Genomic DNA, 12,863 nt, shown 5'->3' with positions numbered 1-12,863 from the left:
CCTAAAAGCTACGCCAATTTTCTGGCGGGACCCGACAACTAGGCCACGCCCGAGTCCGACGTCTGCTCCGGGGCGGCCATCACATCGTCGATCTGATACCGGTCGGCGGCGGTCGCGGGGATCGACGCGTCGATGGCACCGTCGCGGGCCAAGGCGGCCAGTACCGCCACGGCCACCGACTCCGCGTCGGTGTTGAAGTAGCGCCGCGCGGCGGTCCGGGTGTCGGAGAAGCCGAAGCCGTCGGTGCCCAGCGTGACGAAGGTGCCCGGCACCCAGGGCCGGATCTGCTCGGGTACCGCGCGCATCCAGTCCGACACCGCGACGACCGGGCCGGCGGCGTCGGCGAGCGCCCGCGTCACGTACGGCTCGCCGGTCGGGCGCTCGGGGTGACGCAGGCGCTCGCGCTCGAGTGCCACGCCGTCGCGGTTGAGCTCACCCCAGCTGGTCACCGACCACACGTCGGCGGCCACATCCCAGTCGGCGGCCAGCAGCTCGGCGGCGCGCAGCGCCTCGGGCATCGACACCCCCGAGGCGAGGATCTGGGCGGCATGGGACTTCGGCTCCGCGGCCTTCTGGTAGCGGTAGATCCCGCGCAGCAGTCCGGCGACGTCTTCAGCGTCGAAGCCGTCGGGCTCGGCCGGCTGCACATAGGGCTCGTTGTAGAGCGTGACGTAGAAATACACGTTCTCCGGGTTCTCCCCGAACATGCGCTGCAGACCGCTTTCGATGATGTGGGCGACCTCGAAGGCGAACGCGGGATCGTAGGAGACCACCGCCGGGTTGGTGGCCGCCAGCAGCAGCGAGTGCCCGTCGGCGTGCTGCAGGCCCTCACCGGTCAGCGTGGTGCGTCCGGCGGTGGCGCCGAGGATGAAACCGCGCGCCATCTGATCGGCGGCGGCCCAGAGGCTGTCGCCGGTGCGCTGGAAGCCGAACATCGAGTAGAAGATGTAGATCGGGATCATCGGCTCGTCGTGGGTGGCGTACGACGTTCCGACCGCGGTGAACGACGCCGTCGAGCCGGCCTCGTTGATGCCCTCGTGCAGGATCTGGCCGACTTCGCTTTCCTTGTAGGCCAGCATCAACTCGGCGTCGACCGAGGTGTAGAGCTGCCCGTTGCGGTTGTAGATCTTCAACGACGGGAACCAGGAGTCCATCCCGAAAGTACGGGCCTCGTCGGGGATGATCGGGACCAGGCGGGTGCCTATTTCCTTGTCGCGCAACAACTCTTTGAACACCCGCACGGTCGCCATGGTGGTGGCGACCTCTTGGGTCCCCGACCCTTTCTTGACCGCCGCGTACGCCTCGGGGCCCGGCAGGGTCAGCGCGCGGGCCCGGGTGCGGCGCTGCGGGACGAAACCGCCCAGGGCGCGGCGGCGGTCGAGCAGGTAGCGGATCTCCGGTGCATCCTCGCCGGGGTGGTAGTACGGCGGCAGGTACGGGTTCTCCTCGATCTCGGCGTCGGAGATGGGGATTCGCATCTCGTCGCGGAAGTCCTTGAGGTCTTGCGGGCGGAACTTCTTCATCTGGTGGGTGGCGTTGCGGCCGGCGAAGTAGCTGCCGAGGCTGTAGCCCTTGATGGTCTTGGCCAGGATCACCGTCGGCTGACCCTGGTGCTCGACGGCCGCGCGGTAGGCGGCGTAGACCTTGCGGTAGTCATGCCCGCCGCGCTTGAGGTGCCAGATGTCCTGATCGGACAGGTTCTCGACCAGCGCCTTGGTGCGTGGGTCGCGGCCGAAGAAGTGCTGCCGCACATAGCCGCCGTCGTTGGCCTTGTAGGTCTGGTAGTCGCCGTCGGGGGTGACGTTCATCAGGTTGACCAGGGCGCCGTCCCGGTCGGCGTGCAGCAGTGCGTCCCACTCGCGGCCCCACACCACCTTGATCACGTTCCAGCCCGCGCCGCGGAAGAACGACTCCAGCTCCTGGATGATCTTGCCGTTGCCGCGCACCGGGCCGTCGAGGCGCTGCAGGTTGCAGTTGATCACGAAGGTCAGGTTGTCCAGGCCCTCCAGCGCGCCGACGTGCAGCAGCCCGCGGCTTTCCGGCTCGTCCATCTCGCCGTCGCCCAGAAAGCACCACACGTGCTGGTCGGAGGTGTCCTTGATGCCCCGGTCGTGCAGGTAGTGGTTGAACCGCGCCTGGTAGATGGCGTTCATCGGGCCCAGCCCCATCGACACCGTGGGGAACTCCCAGAAGTCCGGCATCAGCCGCGGGTGCGGGTAGGACGGCAGGCCGCCGTCGGGATGGCTGTGCTCCTGCCGGAAGCCGTCGAGCTGGTGGGTGCTCAGCCGGCCCTCCAGGAACGCGCGCGCATAGATGCCGGGGGAGGCGTGGCCCTGGATGAAGATCTGGTCCCCGCCGCCGGGGTGGTCCTTGCCGCGGAAGAAGTGGTTGAACCCGACTTCGTAGAGCGAGGCCGACGATGCGTAGGTCGAGATGTGACCACCGACGCCGACCCCGGGCCGCTGGGCGCGATGCACCATGACCGCGGCGTTCCAGCGGATCCACGCCCGGTAGCGGCGTTCGATGTCCTCGTCGCCGGGAAACCACGGCTCCAGTTCGGTCGGGATGGTGTTGACGTAGTCGGTCGAGGTGAGTGCCGGGATGGCCACCCGCTGCTCGCCGGCGCGTTCGAGCAGGCGCAGCATCAGGTAGCGGGCGCGAGCCGGGCCGGAGCGGGCCAGCAGTCCGTCGAAGGACTCCAGCCACTCGGAGGTCTCTTCCGGGTCGATGTCGGGAAGGTAGGACGCCACGCCCTCCCGGATCACTCGGACCCGATCGGTTTCGCTTGTGCCGCTTGGTTTCTTGGCCAGATCCTGGTCCGCGGCCTCGGTAGTCAACGCATTGCTCCTTGGTTTGGAGGTGAAACGTGTCTGTCGGCTTGTGGCCGGCACGACACGGAAATCGATCGCTTCGTCGGTCCCTTCTTTTCTATCCTGCCCCACCGCGGCCGGGACCGGCGGTGGGTGAGTCGGCTGCGGTGGGCTGATCTCGGCTTGTTCGCGACAACGCGGTAACGTCTGAGGTTGTGCTGACCGGATGGCGGACCGTCCCGCGTGGGCGGGTGCGGGGACACGCCCGGGTGGGCGCCCTGGTGGCCGGGGGAACCGCGGCGGTGGCGATGGGCGTCGTCGGCTGCACCAGCATCATCGGCGGGGACCCGCAGGCGGACACCTCGGCGGCACCGGCCTACCGCTCCTCGGTGTCGGCATCGGTGTCGGCTTCGGAGGCGACGTCGAGCATCCGCGAGACCCAGCGTCAGCAATCCATGACGACCCAGGCGGTGCGCGGCGCGTGCGGCAGGTTCGCCTCGAGCAGCAGCGACGCCGTCGACACCGTGAACAAGTACGTCGAGGCGTTCAACAGCGGCGGGGACATCCCCGGCACCGCCGGGCCGGCGGTCGAGGCGCTCAACCACAGTGCCGACGAAGTGGCCGGTGCCATCAACGAAAAGCTGTCGGGTGAGCTCACCGACGCGTTCAACACCTACGTCGAAGCCGCGCGTGGCGTGGCGAATGCGATTTCCAGTAAGGCGCCTGTTTCGGTGTACAACGCCCGCAAGGATGAGCTCAACCGGGCACGGGAGAAGGGGATGCAGCTGTGTCGCGCCTTCTGAGCCCATCGATCCCGTGCCGTGCGGCGTGCTGTGCAACGATGATGCTCAACAAACGGCGCGGTGACGGTCGAAGGAGGTTACACGGTGGTCGCGGCGGATAACGCCCCGAACTTGGCCCGCAAATTGGGCATCCAGAGCAACCAGTTGGTCCAGGAGTTCGGCTGGGACGACGACGCCGACGACGACATCCGTGCCGACGTCGAAGAGGCCTGCGGTAGCGAACTGCTTGACGAGGACACCGACGAGGTGATCGACGTCGTGCTGCTGTGGTGGCGCGACGGCGACGGCGATCTGGTCGACACCCTGATGGACGCGATCACCGCGCTGGCCGATGACGGCGTGATCTGGGTACTGACGCCCAAGACCGGCAAGTCCGGCCATGTGCGCCCCGCCGAGATCGCCGAGTCGGCGCCGACCGCCGGGCTGATGCCGACCTCGTCGGTCAATCTCGGCGACTGGAGCGCCAGTCGATTGGTTCAACCCAAGTCACGGACGGGAAAGCGCTGATGTTGGAAGTCGGCACCGCAGCACCCGATTTCGCCCTCAAAGACCAGGACCAGCAACAGGTCACCCTCAGTGGCTTCCGCGGTGAGAAGAACGTGCTGCTGGTGTTCTTCCCGCTGGCCTTCACCGGTATCTGCCAGGGCGAGCTGGACCAGTTGCGTGATCACCTGCCCACCTACGTCAACGACGACAGCGTGGCGCTGGCCATCTCGGTGGGCCCGCCGCCCACCCACAAGATCTGGGCGGCCCAGAGCGGATTCCTGTTCCCGGTGCTCTCCGACTTCTGGCCGCACGGCGCCGTCAGCCAGGCGTTCGGGGTGTTCAACGCCGACACCGGATTCTCCAACCGCGGCACGTTCGTCATCGACAAGTCCGGCGTCATCCGGTTCGCCGAGATGAAGGCGCCCGGCGAAGCGCGCGACCAGCAGTTGTGGGTCGACGCGCTGGCCGCCCTCCAGGGGTAACCCCGGCGCGAGCGGGCGCGTTTGCACACCGACACGCCGGTGTGGCCGGAATTCTGCGCACACTCGCCGAGGGCCGTGGCGGTTTGGGTGTCTTGCAGCGGTACGGGTAACCTGCCCGGGTCAGGGCGCGTAGCTCAGTGGTAGAGCTCTGGTTTTACACACCAGCGGTCGGCGGTTCGATACCGTCCGCGCCCACCAGTATCGATGCAGTTCAGCACACGGCTTCGGCCAGCCGGCGCCAGTGGTCCCGCGGGAAGGCGCGCGGGTCGGCGTCGAGCAGCTGCACGCAGACGTGGTCGGCCCCGGCGGCCCGATGTTCGGCGATCCGGCCGGTCACGGCCTCCACGGAGCCCCAGGCGATGATCGCGTCGAACAGTCGATCGCTGACCGAGGCGATGTCCTCGTCGGTGAAGCCCGAACGCAGCAGGTTGTTGGCGTAGTTGGGCAGCGCGAGGTAGGAACCCAGCCACTTGGTGCCGATCTCGCGCGCCTCGGCCCGGTCGGCGCACAGGATCGCGGTCTGCTCGGGCAGCAGCAACGGACCGGATCCCAGCTGTTCGCGGGCGAACCGGGTGTGCTCCGGGGTGGTCAGGTAGGGGTGGGCGCCGCGGCTGCGCGCTGCGGCCAGCCCGAGCATCTTCGGGCCCAGTGCCGCGAGCACGCGGGATCCGGCGGGTACCGGGTTGTCCGCGGCGTCGAGGCCGTCCAGGAAGGTGGTCATCGCCCGCAGCGGCCGGCGGTAGCGGCCGGGATCCCCGGCGTCGATCAGCGGTGCATGGCTGACACCGATCCCGAGCAGGAAGCGGTCACCGTGGGTCGCCGTCAGCGATGCGTACGACGCCGCGACGTCGGCCGGGGTGTGCATCCACAGGTTCAGGATGCCGGTGGCGATGACCGCCCGCCGGGTGGCCGACAGCAGGTTGCCCACCGAGTCGAACACCGGACCGCCGACGTCGGGTATCCACAGCGCGCCGAAGCCCAGTTCCTCCAGTTCGGCGGCCGCCTCGGCGGCCTCGCCCTGATCGCCGTAGCGCAGCGGCGCACTCCAGATCCCCACACCCGAGATGTCGACCATCAGCCCAGGATGGCACAGCGCCGGCGACGCTAGACCACGCGCATACCGGTGCGGGCCCGAAAACGCATGTCCCACAGGTAGGCCTGGTAGCCCAGCACCCAGACCCGCTGTGGGATCAACCGGTCGGCGAGCCGCAGCCCGGACAGCAGCCACTCGAACCGGCGCTGCTGCGAGGCCGACCAGTCCAGCCGCATCAGCTGGCGGAACTCGGCGGGCAGGAAGCCGGTCGTGGCGAACAGGTTCAGTGGGCCGGCCAGTCGCAGCGGCCAGGGCAAAAACACCATCGAGGCCACGCCGTGCAGGTGCTCGCGCACCGGCGGGTCGATGCGCAGTTCGTCCAGCGAGCGTTTCCAGTACTCGTCGAACGCCGCCCGGTCGGCCGGCCACATCTGGTCGCGCACCTGCAGCGTGGTGCCGAGCTTCTTGGCGTCGGCGTAGATCGCGTCGGCGGCCGCGTCGTCGAGGGGGCCGTGCAGGAACTCGTGCTGCTCGACGAAGTAGCGGTACAGGCAGGCCGCCACCCATAGCTGCAGCTTGGGGTCGAACGCGTTGTAGCGCACCGGGCTTTCGGGCGTGGAACGCACCTGCCGGTGCGCGCTGTCCACCCATTGGCGGTACAGCGCACGGTCTTCGTCGCTGCCGATGGTGGCCACCGCCAGGTAGGTGCCGGTGGTGCGGGCCCGCTTGAACGGGTGCTTGTAGACGTTGCCGCTGTCCACCCGGCTCTCCTGCACGCCGTAACCGACGCCCGGCAGCGACAACTGCATGATCACGTTCGCCGCCGGCATCAACAGTGAGGCGGGATTCAGCAGGTCGGCGACTTTCGTGGGCCGCTTCATCGCTCGGCGCTGCTCCATGGCTGCGAGTATGCCCGAATGCGGTGGCCGGTATGCCGCACTCGCGCCGAGTGCGTGCGGGCGGTGGTCAGCGCCGCCGGCCGTACCGGTCGGCGAGTTTCTGTTCGACGGTCATCGGTGGTGCCGGCTCGTCGGCGTCGCCGTCGGCGGTGACGGAGCTCTCCGATCGCCGTGCGCGCAGTTCGGCGAACGCGAAGTAGCCCAGGCCGATCGGGGCGAGGATCCCGAACGCGATCCACTGGATGCCGTAGGACAGGAACGGCCCGTTATCGCGGCGCGGTAGCGCGATCAACCCCAGCCCGCCCGGTTGGTCGTCGACCAGTTGTAGGTAGGACCCGGTCAGCGGAATCTCGGTCACCGCCGCGACCTGTTCGGTGTTGATCGAGTACACCTGCCGGAAGCCGTTCTCGCTGAACGGATTCTTGCCCGGAATCACCGCCTGCGAATCGCGCAGCCGTGCGGTGATGGTGACCTGCGCGTCCGGCGGCGGCGGAATCTGCGGCATCCGCGTGCCGCCGTCATCGGTGCGCACGTAGCCGCGGTTGACCAACACCGTCGGCCCGCCGGCGACCGCGAACGGTGTCAGTACCTCGAAGGCCGGCACGCCCTCGATCAGCCGCAGCCGCACCAGCACCTGCGCGTCGGGAAGATAGCGGCCGGTGGCGGTCACCGGCTGCCACTGCTCATCGGGCGCCGACGAATCCTGGTGCGGTAGCACCGTCGTCAGCGGCACCGGTTCCGCGGTCAGCGCCCGCTCCAGTTGGCTGTTGGCGCGTGTGGTGGTGGTGTTCTTGCCCAGCTGCCACGGCGCCAGCACGGTGAAGCACAGGTAGGCGAAGGCCAGCACCACCACCGCCAGGGCCAGCCAGCTCGGGCGCAGCAGGAAGGCCAGCCGCCGCATCAGCTGCCCTCGCGGGACGCCAGCCGTCCGTCGACCCAGTCGTGCAGGCCCGGCAACGCGGCCGCGATGACCGTGTAGGCATCCACGAAGTCGTCGTGTCCGCCGTAATAGGGGTCGTCGACGTCGGGCACGGCCGCACCCGAACGCGGATCGAAGGACCGCAGCATCCGGATCCGGTCGGCCGGGATCCCCAGCCCCCGCAGCAGCCCGACGTGATTGCGGCCCAGCGCCACCACCAGATCGGCCGCCATATGGAGCGGACCGACGTGGGCGGCGGAATGCTCCACCGGATAGCCGTTGTCGCGCAGCACCCGGTTGGTGCGTTCGTCGGCGCCCTTGCCGACATGCCAGTCGGCGGTTCCGGCGCTACTCACCTGTACCAGCTCGCCCAGGCCGCGTTGCGCGAGCTGGTGAGCGAACATCTTCTCGGCCATCGGCGAGCGGCAGATGTTGCCGGTGCAGACGAACGTGACATGCAGCGCCGGGTCAGACACCGAGCACCTCCCGTAGTTCGGCGACGGTCTGCACCCGGGCAACGGGACCGTCGGAGATGTCAGCGCCGGAGTCGGCGACGTCCTGATAGTCGGCTTGCCCGTATCCCCAGCCGACCAGGACGGTGTCGATGCCGTGGGCGGCCGCGCCGTCGACGTCGTGACGGCGGTCGCCCACCATGAGCACCCGCGCCGGAAGTGGCCCCAGTTGCTGCAGCGCATGGGCCAGCACGTCGGACTTCGCCGCCCGGCTGCCGTCGACGCTGGCGCCGGCAACGACCTCGAAGTGCCCGGCGAGCCCGAAGTGGGCCAGGATCTTGCGCGCGGTCGGCTCGACCTTGGAGGTCGCCACGGCCAGCCGTACCCCGGCGGCGCGCAGATCGCTCAGCAGTGCCGCGACACCGTCGAACATGGTGTTCATCAGCCAGCCGCGGCTGGTGTAGTCGGCGCGGTAGGCGGCGATCGCCGCGTCGGTCTGCTCGCCGAGGCCCATCGCGGCCAGCGTGTGGTGCATCGGCGGCCCGACGATCCGCTGGGCGAGATCCCCGCCGGGCACCGGGGCCCCGATGTGGTCCAGCGCGTGCCGGAAGCTGGCCACGATCCCGGCCGCGGAGTCGGTCAAAGTGCCGTCCAGGTCGAAGATCACCAGTTCGGCGCCGGCAGTGGTAGTGCGCGTCACGGCCCCATTGTCCCCGATGTGGGCGGCGGCCTCGCCGGGTGGCGCACTACTGTCTTGGGGTGTGACCGCGCGGCTGGCTGATGTCATCGACGTGCTCGACGCCGCCTACCCCCCGGAACTGGCTCACTCGTGGGACTCCGTCGGGCTGGTCTGCGGCGATCCGGACGACGTGGTGGGCTCGGTGACAATCGCGGTCGACGCGACCGCGGCGGTCGTCGACGAGGTGCCCGACGGCGGCCTGCTGCTGGCCCATCACCCGCTGCTGTTGCGCGGGGTGGACACCGTGGCGGCCAGTACCCCCAAGGGCTCGCTGGTACACCGGCTGATCCGTTCCGGGCGAGCCCTGTTCACCGCGCACACCAATGCCGACTCGGCCTCACCGGGGGTGTCGGATGCGCTGGCGGACGCACTGGGCCTGACCGTGGAGGCCGTGCTGGAACCGGCCACGCAGGCCCCCGACACCGACAAGTGGGTGATCTACACCCCGATCGAGCACGCCGAGGCGGTGCGGGCCGCGGTGTTCGCCGCCGGAGCCGGGCACATCGGCGACTACACCCAGTGCAGTTGGGGGGTGACCGGGACCGGACAGTTCCTGCCCGGCGACGGCGCGGACCCGACGATCGGGCGGGTGGGCGCGGTGGAGCGCGTCGCCGAGGATCGCATCGAGGTGGTGGCTCCGGCCCGCGCCCGCGGCCGGGTCCGGGCGGCGCTGCTTGCCGCGCATCCCTACGAGGAACCGGCGTTCGACGTGTTCGCGCTGCAACCGCTGCCCGCTGGGGTCGGGATCGGCCGGATCGGCACCTTGCCGGCGCCGGAGCCGCTGAGCACGTTCGTGGCCCGGGTCGCCGCCGGGCTGCCGGCCACCTCGTGGGGGGTGCGCGCGGCCGGGAACCCGGATCTGCCGGTGTCGCGGGTGGCAGTGTGCGGCGGCGCCGGCGATTCCCTGCTGGACGCTGCGGCGGTGGCCGACGCACAGGCCTACGTCACCGCGGATCTGCGCCATCACCCGGCCGACGAGCATGGCCGCCGGTCGGCGGTGGCGCTGGTCGATGTGGCGCACTGGGCCAGTGAATACCCGTGGTGCGCGCAGGCGGCCGACGTGCTCCGGTCGCATTTCGGTGCTGCCCTGCCGGTGCGCGTCAGCGCGTTGCGTACCGACCCCTGGAATCTCGCGCTCGAAGGAGACCGGCGATGAAGGCTGAAGTGGCACACCAACGTTCGCTTCTGGAGCTCTCCGAACTCGACGCCGAACTGGCCCGAATCGCACATCGGGCCGGTCATCTTCCCGAGCAGCAGGAGCATGAGCGCATCCAGGCCGATCACACCGCCGCCGCCGACCGGCTGGCCGCACTGGAATTGGCGCTGGAGGATCTGGACGCCCAAGCCGCCCGGTTCGAGTCCGAGATCGACGCGGTGCGCCAGCGCGCAGACCGTGACCGCGCGCTGCTGGACTCCGGGCAGACCAGTGCCAAGCAGGTCGCCGACCTGCAGCACGAGCTCGAGACACTGCAGCGGCGTCAGGCCAGCCTGGAGGATTCGCTGCTGGAGCTGCTGGAACAGCGTGAGCAACTGCAGACGCAGGCGACCGCCGAAACCGGTGTGGTCGACGAGCTGGCCACCGAGCTGGCCCGGGTGGAGCAGAGCCTGCAGACCGCGTCGGCCGATCTCGAGACCACTCGTGCCCAGCGCGCGGCGACCCGTGCGGAGCTGGCCGGCACGATCGACGGTGAGCTGCTCGCGCTCTACGAGCGGCAGCGGGCCTCCGGCGGCGTCGGGGCGGGACCGCTGCGAGGCGGCCAGTGCGGGGCCTGCCGGATCGAGATCGACCGCGGTGAGCTCGCCCGGATCTCGGCGGCCCAGCCCGAGGAGGTGCTGCGCTGCCCGGAGTGCAGTGCGATCCTGTTGCGGGTCAAGGACTTCGGGTAGAGCGCCGCGGATGAAGGTCGTGGGATGAAGGTTGTAGTCGAGGCCGACGGCGGATCGCGCGGCAACCCGGGGCCCGCCGGCTACGGGTCGGTGGTGTGGTCCGCGGATCGCGCCGAGGTGCTCGCCGAGATCAAGGAGTCGATCGGCGTGGCCACCAACAACGTGGCCGAATACCGCGGCCTGGTCGCCGGTCTGACCGAGGCGGCACGACTAGGCGCCGCCGAGGTGGCGGTGTTCATGGACTCCAAGTTGGTGGTCGAACAAATGGCCGGCCGATGGAAGGTCAAGCATCCGGATCTGATCCCGCTACACACCCGCGCCCGTGAGCTGGCGGCCAAGTTTGACCACGTCCGCTACAACTGGATTCCGCGGGAGAAGAACTCTCACGCCGACCGGCTGGCGAATGAGGCGATGGACGCCGCCGCCGCCAATGGCACCGCCCCGGCCGTTGCGGAGCCGACGGCCGAGAATCCCGGGAAACCGGTGTCGGATAAGCCCACGGCGCCCGGCTGGACGGGCGCGACGGGGACCCCTACCAGGCTGTTGCTGCTGCGGCACGGGCAGACCGAATTGTCGGTGCAACGGCGCTACTCCGGGTGCGGCAATCCGGAACTGACCGACACGGGCCGGCGCCAGGCCGACGCGGCGGCGCGCTTCCTGGCGCAGCGCGGCGGCATTTCGGCGGTGATCAGTTCGCCACTGCAGCGCTGCCATGACACCGCCACCGCCGCGGCGAAGCTGCTGCGACTGGACGTGGCCGTCGATGAGGATCTGATCGAGACCGACTTCGGCGCCTGGGAGGGCCTGACGTTCGCCGAGGCGGCCGCACGCGACCCGGAACTGCACCGGCGGTGGCTGACCGACACCGCTACCGAGCCGCCAGGCGGGGAGAGTTTCGATGCGGTGCAACGGCGGGTACGGCGCGCACGCGACCGGATCATCGCCGAGCGCGCCGGCACCACCGTGTTGGTGGTGTCGCATGTGACGCCGATCAAGACGATGCTGCGCCTGGCGCTGGACGCCGGTCCGGCCATTCTCTACCGGCTGCACCTGGACCTGGCCTCGCTGAGCATCGCCGAGTTCTTCGCTGACGGGCCCGCGTCGGTGCGACTGGTGAATCAGACCGCCTACCTCTAACGGGGCGCGCTCAGTCGCGCAGGTGCACCCGCTCACCGTGGGCGCCGAAGATCATGATCGCCTCCGCCGGCCTGTCGACCGCGCCGAACCAGTGCGGGATCCAGGTGGAGAATTCCACGGCCTCGCCCGGCCCGATCAGGAAGTCGTCGTCGCCGAGCACCAAGCGCAGTCGGCCCGACAGCACGTACATCCACTCGTGCCCCTCGTGAACCGGCAACTCGGCCGGACGCCGACGCCGGACGTTGACCCGGATCTTGAAGGCATGCAGGCCACCGGCCGGGCCGTGCCGGGTCAGCGGCCAGTAGGTGATGCCGTGGCGGGTCTGCGCGGCGCCCCGTACCCGCGGGTCGCGGTGTTCGGGGGCGCGCAGCAACTCGTCGGTGCTGACCGACAGCGCCTCGGCCAGCCGGGGCAGGTGATCCAGTGCCAGGCGCCGTTTGCCGGACTCCAGCCGGCTCAGCGTCGAGACGTCGATGCGGGCGCGCGTTGCCACGTCCTCGAGTGTCAGCCCCTGCTGGGTGCGTAGTTCCCGCAGCCGGCGGCGCACCCGCAGGTCGACGCTGTTCTCATCAGTTGCCGCCACGGCAAACCAGTTTGCCGACGGATGCCGGTCAGCGCAATCGGGCCCGGGTCAGATGTACATCGCGGGGTCGATGTAGGCCGTCGGGTCGACACCGGGCTCCCGCTGGGTCTCGGCCCGGGGGCGCACCACCGCCGGGATCCCGGTCGCGATCGAGTTCGCCGGTACGTCACGGGTGATGACGGCATTGGCGCCCACCGCTGAGTCGTCCCCGATGCGTATCGGCCCGAGCACTTTTGCCCCGGCGCCGATGGTGACCCGGTCGCCCACCGTGGGATGGCGCTTGCCCCGCTTCATCGAGCGGCCGCCCAGCGTCACGCCGTGGTAGAGCATCACGTCGTCGCCGATCTCGGTGGTCTCGCCGATCACCACGCCCATCCCGTGGTCGATGAAGAACCGCCGGCCGATGGTCGCACCCGGATGGATCTCGACCCCGGTCAGCAACCGGGTGAACTGGGCCAGCAGCCGTGCGGTGCCCCGCAATGCGGGCCGGGCCCAAAGCCGGTGTGCCACACGGTGTGACCAGATGGCGTGCAGACCTGAATACACCAAGGCGTTCTCCACGTTCCCACGCGCTGCCGGATCGTGGGCCCGGGCGTTCTGCAGGTCTTCGCGTACCGCCGATATCAGGCTCAT

14 protein-coding genes and 1 tRNA gene are annotated in these 12,863 nt (G+C 69.6%); 7 read left to right on the top strand and 8 right to left on the bottom strand.

All coding sequences use genetic code 11. The annotated features are described in order from the left end of the window. Nucleotides 1–38: 38 nt before the first annotated feature. Entirely contained in the window at nt 39–2,837 is a 2,799-nt protein-coding gene (gene aceE / locus BST10_RS02160; protein WP_083036208.1) for a pyruvate dehydrogenase (acetyl-transferring), homodimeric type, read from the bottom strand. A gap of 188 nt (nt 2,838–3,025) precedes the next feature. Here aceE and BST10_RS02155 point away from each other — a divergent pair, with 188 nt between their 5' ends. From BST10_RS02155 to BST10_RS02140, 4 genes are all read left to right on the top strand, one after another. Next, the gene (locus tag BST10_RS02155) at nt 3,026–3,613 is read left to right on the top strand and encodes a hypothetical protein (RefSeq protein WP_371869094.1); all 588 of its coding nucleotides are present in this window, start codon (nt 3,026–3,028) and stop codon (nt 3,611–3,613) included. An 84-nt stretch (nt 3,614–3,697) separates the two neighbouring features. Beyond that, nucleotides 3,698–4,120, top strand: a complete 423-nt coding sequence (locus BST10_RS02150; protein WP_083036382.1) for a DUF3052 domain-containing protein — start codon at nt 3,698–3,700, stop codon at nt 4,118–4,120. After that, on the top strand, nt 4,120–4,581 hold the full coding sequence (locus BST10_RS02145) for a peroxiredoxin (protein ID WP_083036207.1): 462 nt from the start codon (nt 4,120–4,122) through the stop codon (nt 4,579–4,581). The genes BST10_RS02150 and BST10_RS02145 overlap by 1 nt, the downstream gene beginning before the upstream one ends. Before the next feature lie 123 nt (nt 4,582–4,704). After that, nucleotides 4,705–4,779: transfer RNA gene (locus BST10_RS02140), tRNA-Val, on the top strand. A gap of 13 nt (nt 4,780–4,792) precedes the next feature. On the opposite strand, the gene BST10_RS02135 is transcribed toward BST10_RS02140, so the two are convergent. The 5 genes from BST10_RS02135 to BST10_RS02115 form a co-directional block, all read right to left on the bottom strand. Continuing rightward, nucleotides 4,793–5,656, bottom strand: a complete 864-nt coding sequence (locus tag BST10_RS02135; protein ID WP_083036206.1) for an LLM class F420-dependent oxidoreductase — start codon at nt 5,654–5,656, stop codon at nt 4,793–4,795. A 29-nt stretch (nt 5,657–5,685) separates the two neighbouring features. After that, a complete protein-coding gene (locus BST10_RS02130) occupies nt 5,686–6,495 on the bottom strand; it encodes an oxygenase MpaB family protein (RefSeq protein ID WP_083036381.1) in 810 nt (269 codons plus the stop codon). A gap of 85 nt (nt 6,496–6,580) precedes the next feature. Then, nucleotides 6,581–7,414: an SURF1 family cytochrome oxidase biogenesis protein gene (locus BST10_RS02125; protein WP_083036205.1), complete on the bottom strand. Its 834-nt coding sequence runs from the start codon at nt 7,412–7,414 to the stop codon at nt 6,581–6,583. Then, nucleotides 7,414–7,908: a low molecular weight protein-tyrosine-phosphatase gene (locus tag BST10_RS02120; protein WP_083036204.1), complete on the bottom strand. Its 495-nt coding sequence runs from the start codon at nt 7,906–7,908 to the stop codon at nt 7,414–7,416. The genes BST10_RS02125 and BST10_RS02120 overlap by 1 nt, the downstream gene beginning before the upstream one ends. After that, entirely contained in the window at nt 7,901–8,584 is a 684-nt protein-coding gene (locus BST10_RS02115; protein ID WP_083036203.1) for an HAD-IA family hydrolase, read from the bottom strand. Before BST10_RS02115 ends, BST10_RS02120 begins: the two co-directional genes overlap by 8 nt. Nucleotides 8,585–8,645: 61 nt before the next feature. On the opposite strand from BST10_RS02115, the gene BST10_RS02110 reads away from it, so the two are divergent. Genes BST10_RS02110 through BST10_RS02100 form a run of 3 tightly spaced genes read left to right on the top strand, consistent with a single transcriptional unit; the run spans nt 8,646 to nt 11,647 of the window. After that, nucleotides 8,646–9,779: a Nif3-like dinuclear metal center hexameric protein gene (locus BST10_RS02110; RefSeq protein WP_083036380.1), complete on the top strand. Its 1,134-nt coding sequence runs from the start codon at nt 8,646–8,648 to the stop codon at nt 9,777–9,779. Then, complete coding sequence (locus BST10_RS02105) at nt 9,776–10,510, top strand: zinc ribbon domain-containing protein (protein WP_083036202.1); 735 nt, start codon at nt 9,776–9,778, stop codon at nt 10,508–10,510. The genes BST10_RS02110 and BST10_RS02105 overlap by 4 nt, the downstream gene beginning before the upstream one ends. Before the next feature lie 24 nt (nt 10,511–10,534). After that, the gene (locus tag BST10_RS02100; RefSeq protein WP_083036201.1) at nt 10,535–11,647 is read left to right on the top strand and encodes a bifunctional RNase H/acid phosphatase; all 1,113 of its coding nucleotides are present in this window, start codon (nt 10,535–10,537) and stop codon (nt 11,645–11,647) included. A gap of 10 nt (nt 11,648–11,657) precedes the next feature. Here BST10_RS02100 and BST10_RS02095 read toward each other — a convergent pair whose 3' ends face one another. Both BST10_RS02095 and epsC read right to left on the bottom strand, forming a co-directional pair. Beyond that, complete coding sequence (locus BST10_RS02095) at nt 11,658–12,230, bottom strand: helix-turn-helix domain-containing protein (RefSeq protein WP_083036200.1); 573 nt, start codon at nt 12,228–12,230, stop codon at nt 11,658–11,660. Between the two features lie 48 nt (nt 12,231–12,278). Continuing rightward, nucleotides 12,279–12,863, bottom strand: a complete 585-nt coding sequence (gene epsC, locus BST10_RS02090) for a serine O-acetyltransferase EpsC (protein ID WP_083036199.1) — start codon at nt 12,861–12,863, stop codon at nt 12,279–12,281.

It is taken from the genome of Mycolicibacter algericus DSM 45454, assembly GCF_002086455.1.
GTDB lineage: Bacteria > Actinomycetota > Actinomycetes > Mycobacteriales > Mycobacteriaceae > Mycobacterium > Mycobacterium algericum.
This window is presented reverse-complemented; position numbering and strand designations above follow the sequence as displayed.

What these genes read in the sequence shown, in the direction of transcription:
- BST10_RS02145 (WP_083036207.1), top strand. Translation starts at nt 4,120, where the DNA reads ATGTTGGAAGTCGGCACCGCAGCACCCGATTTCGCCCTCAAAGACCAG.
- BST10_RS02135 (WP_083036206.1), bottom strand. Translation starts at nt 5,656, where the DNA reads ATGGTCGACATCTCGGGTGTGGGGATCTGGAGTGCGCCGCTGCGCTAC.
- BST10_RS02130 (WP_083036381.1), bottom strand. Translation starts at nt 6,495, where the DNA reads ATGAAGCGGCCCACGAAAGTCGCCGACCTGCTGAATCCCGCCTCACTG.
- BST10_RS02125 (WP_083036205.1), bottom strand. Translation starts at nt 7,414, where the DNA reads ATGCGGCGGCTGGCCTTCCTGCTGCGCCCGAGCTGGCTGGCCCTGGCG.
- BST10_RS02105 (WP_083036202.1), top strand. Translation starts at nt 9,776, where the DNA reads ATGAAGGCTGAAGTGGCACACCAACGTTCGCTTCTGGAGCTCTCCGAA.
- BST10_RS02100 (WP_083036201.1), top strand. Translation starts at nt 10,535, where the DNA reads ATGAAGGTTGTAGTCGAGGCCGACGGCGGATCGCGCGGCAACCCGGGG.
- epsC (WP_083036199.1), bottom strand. Translation starts at nt 12,863, where the DNA reads ATGAGCCTGATATCGGCGGTACGCGAAGACCTGCAGAACGCCCGGGCC.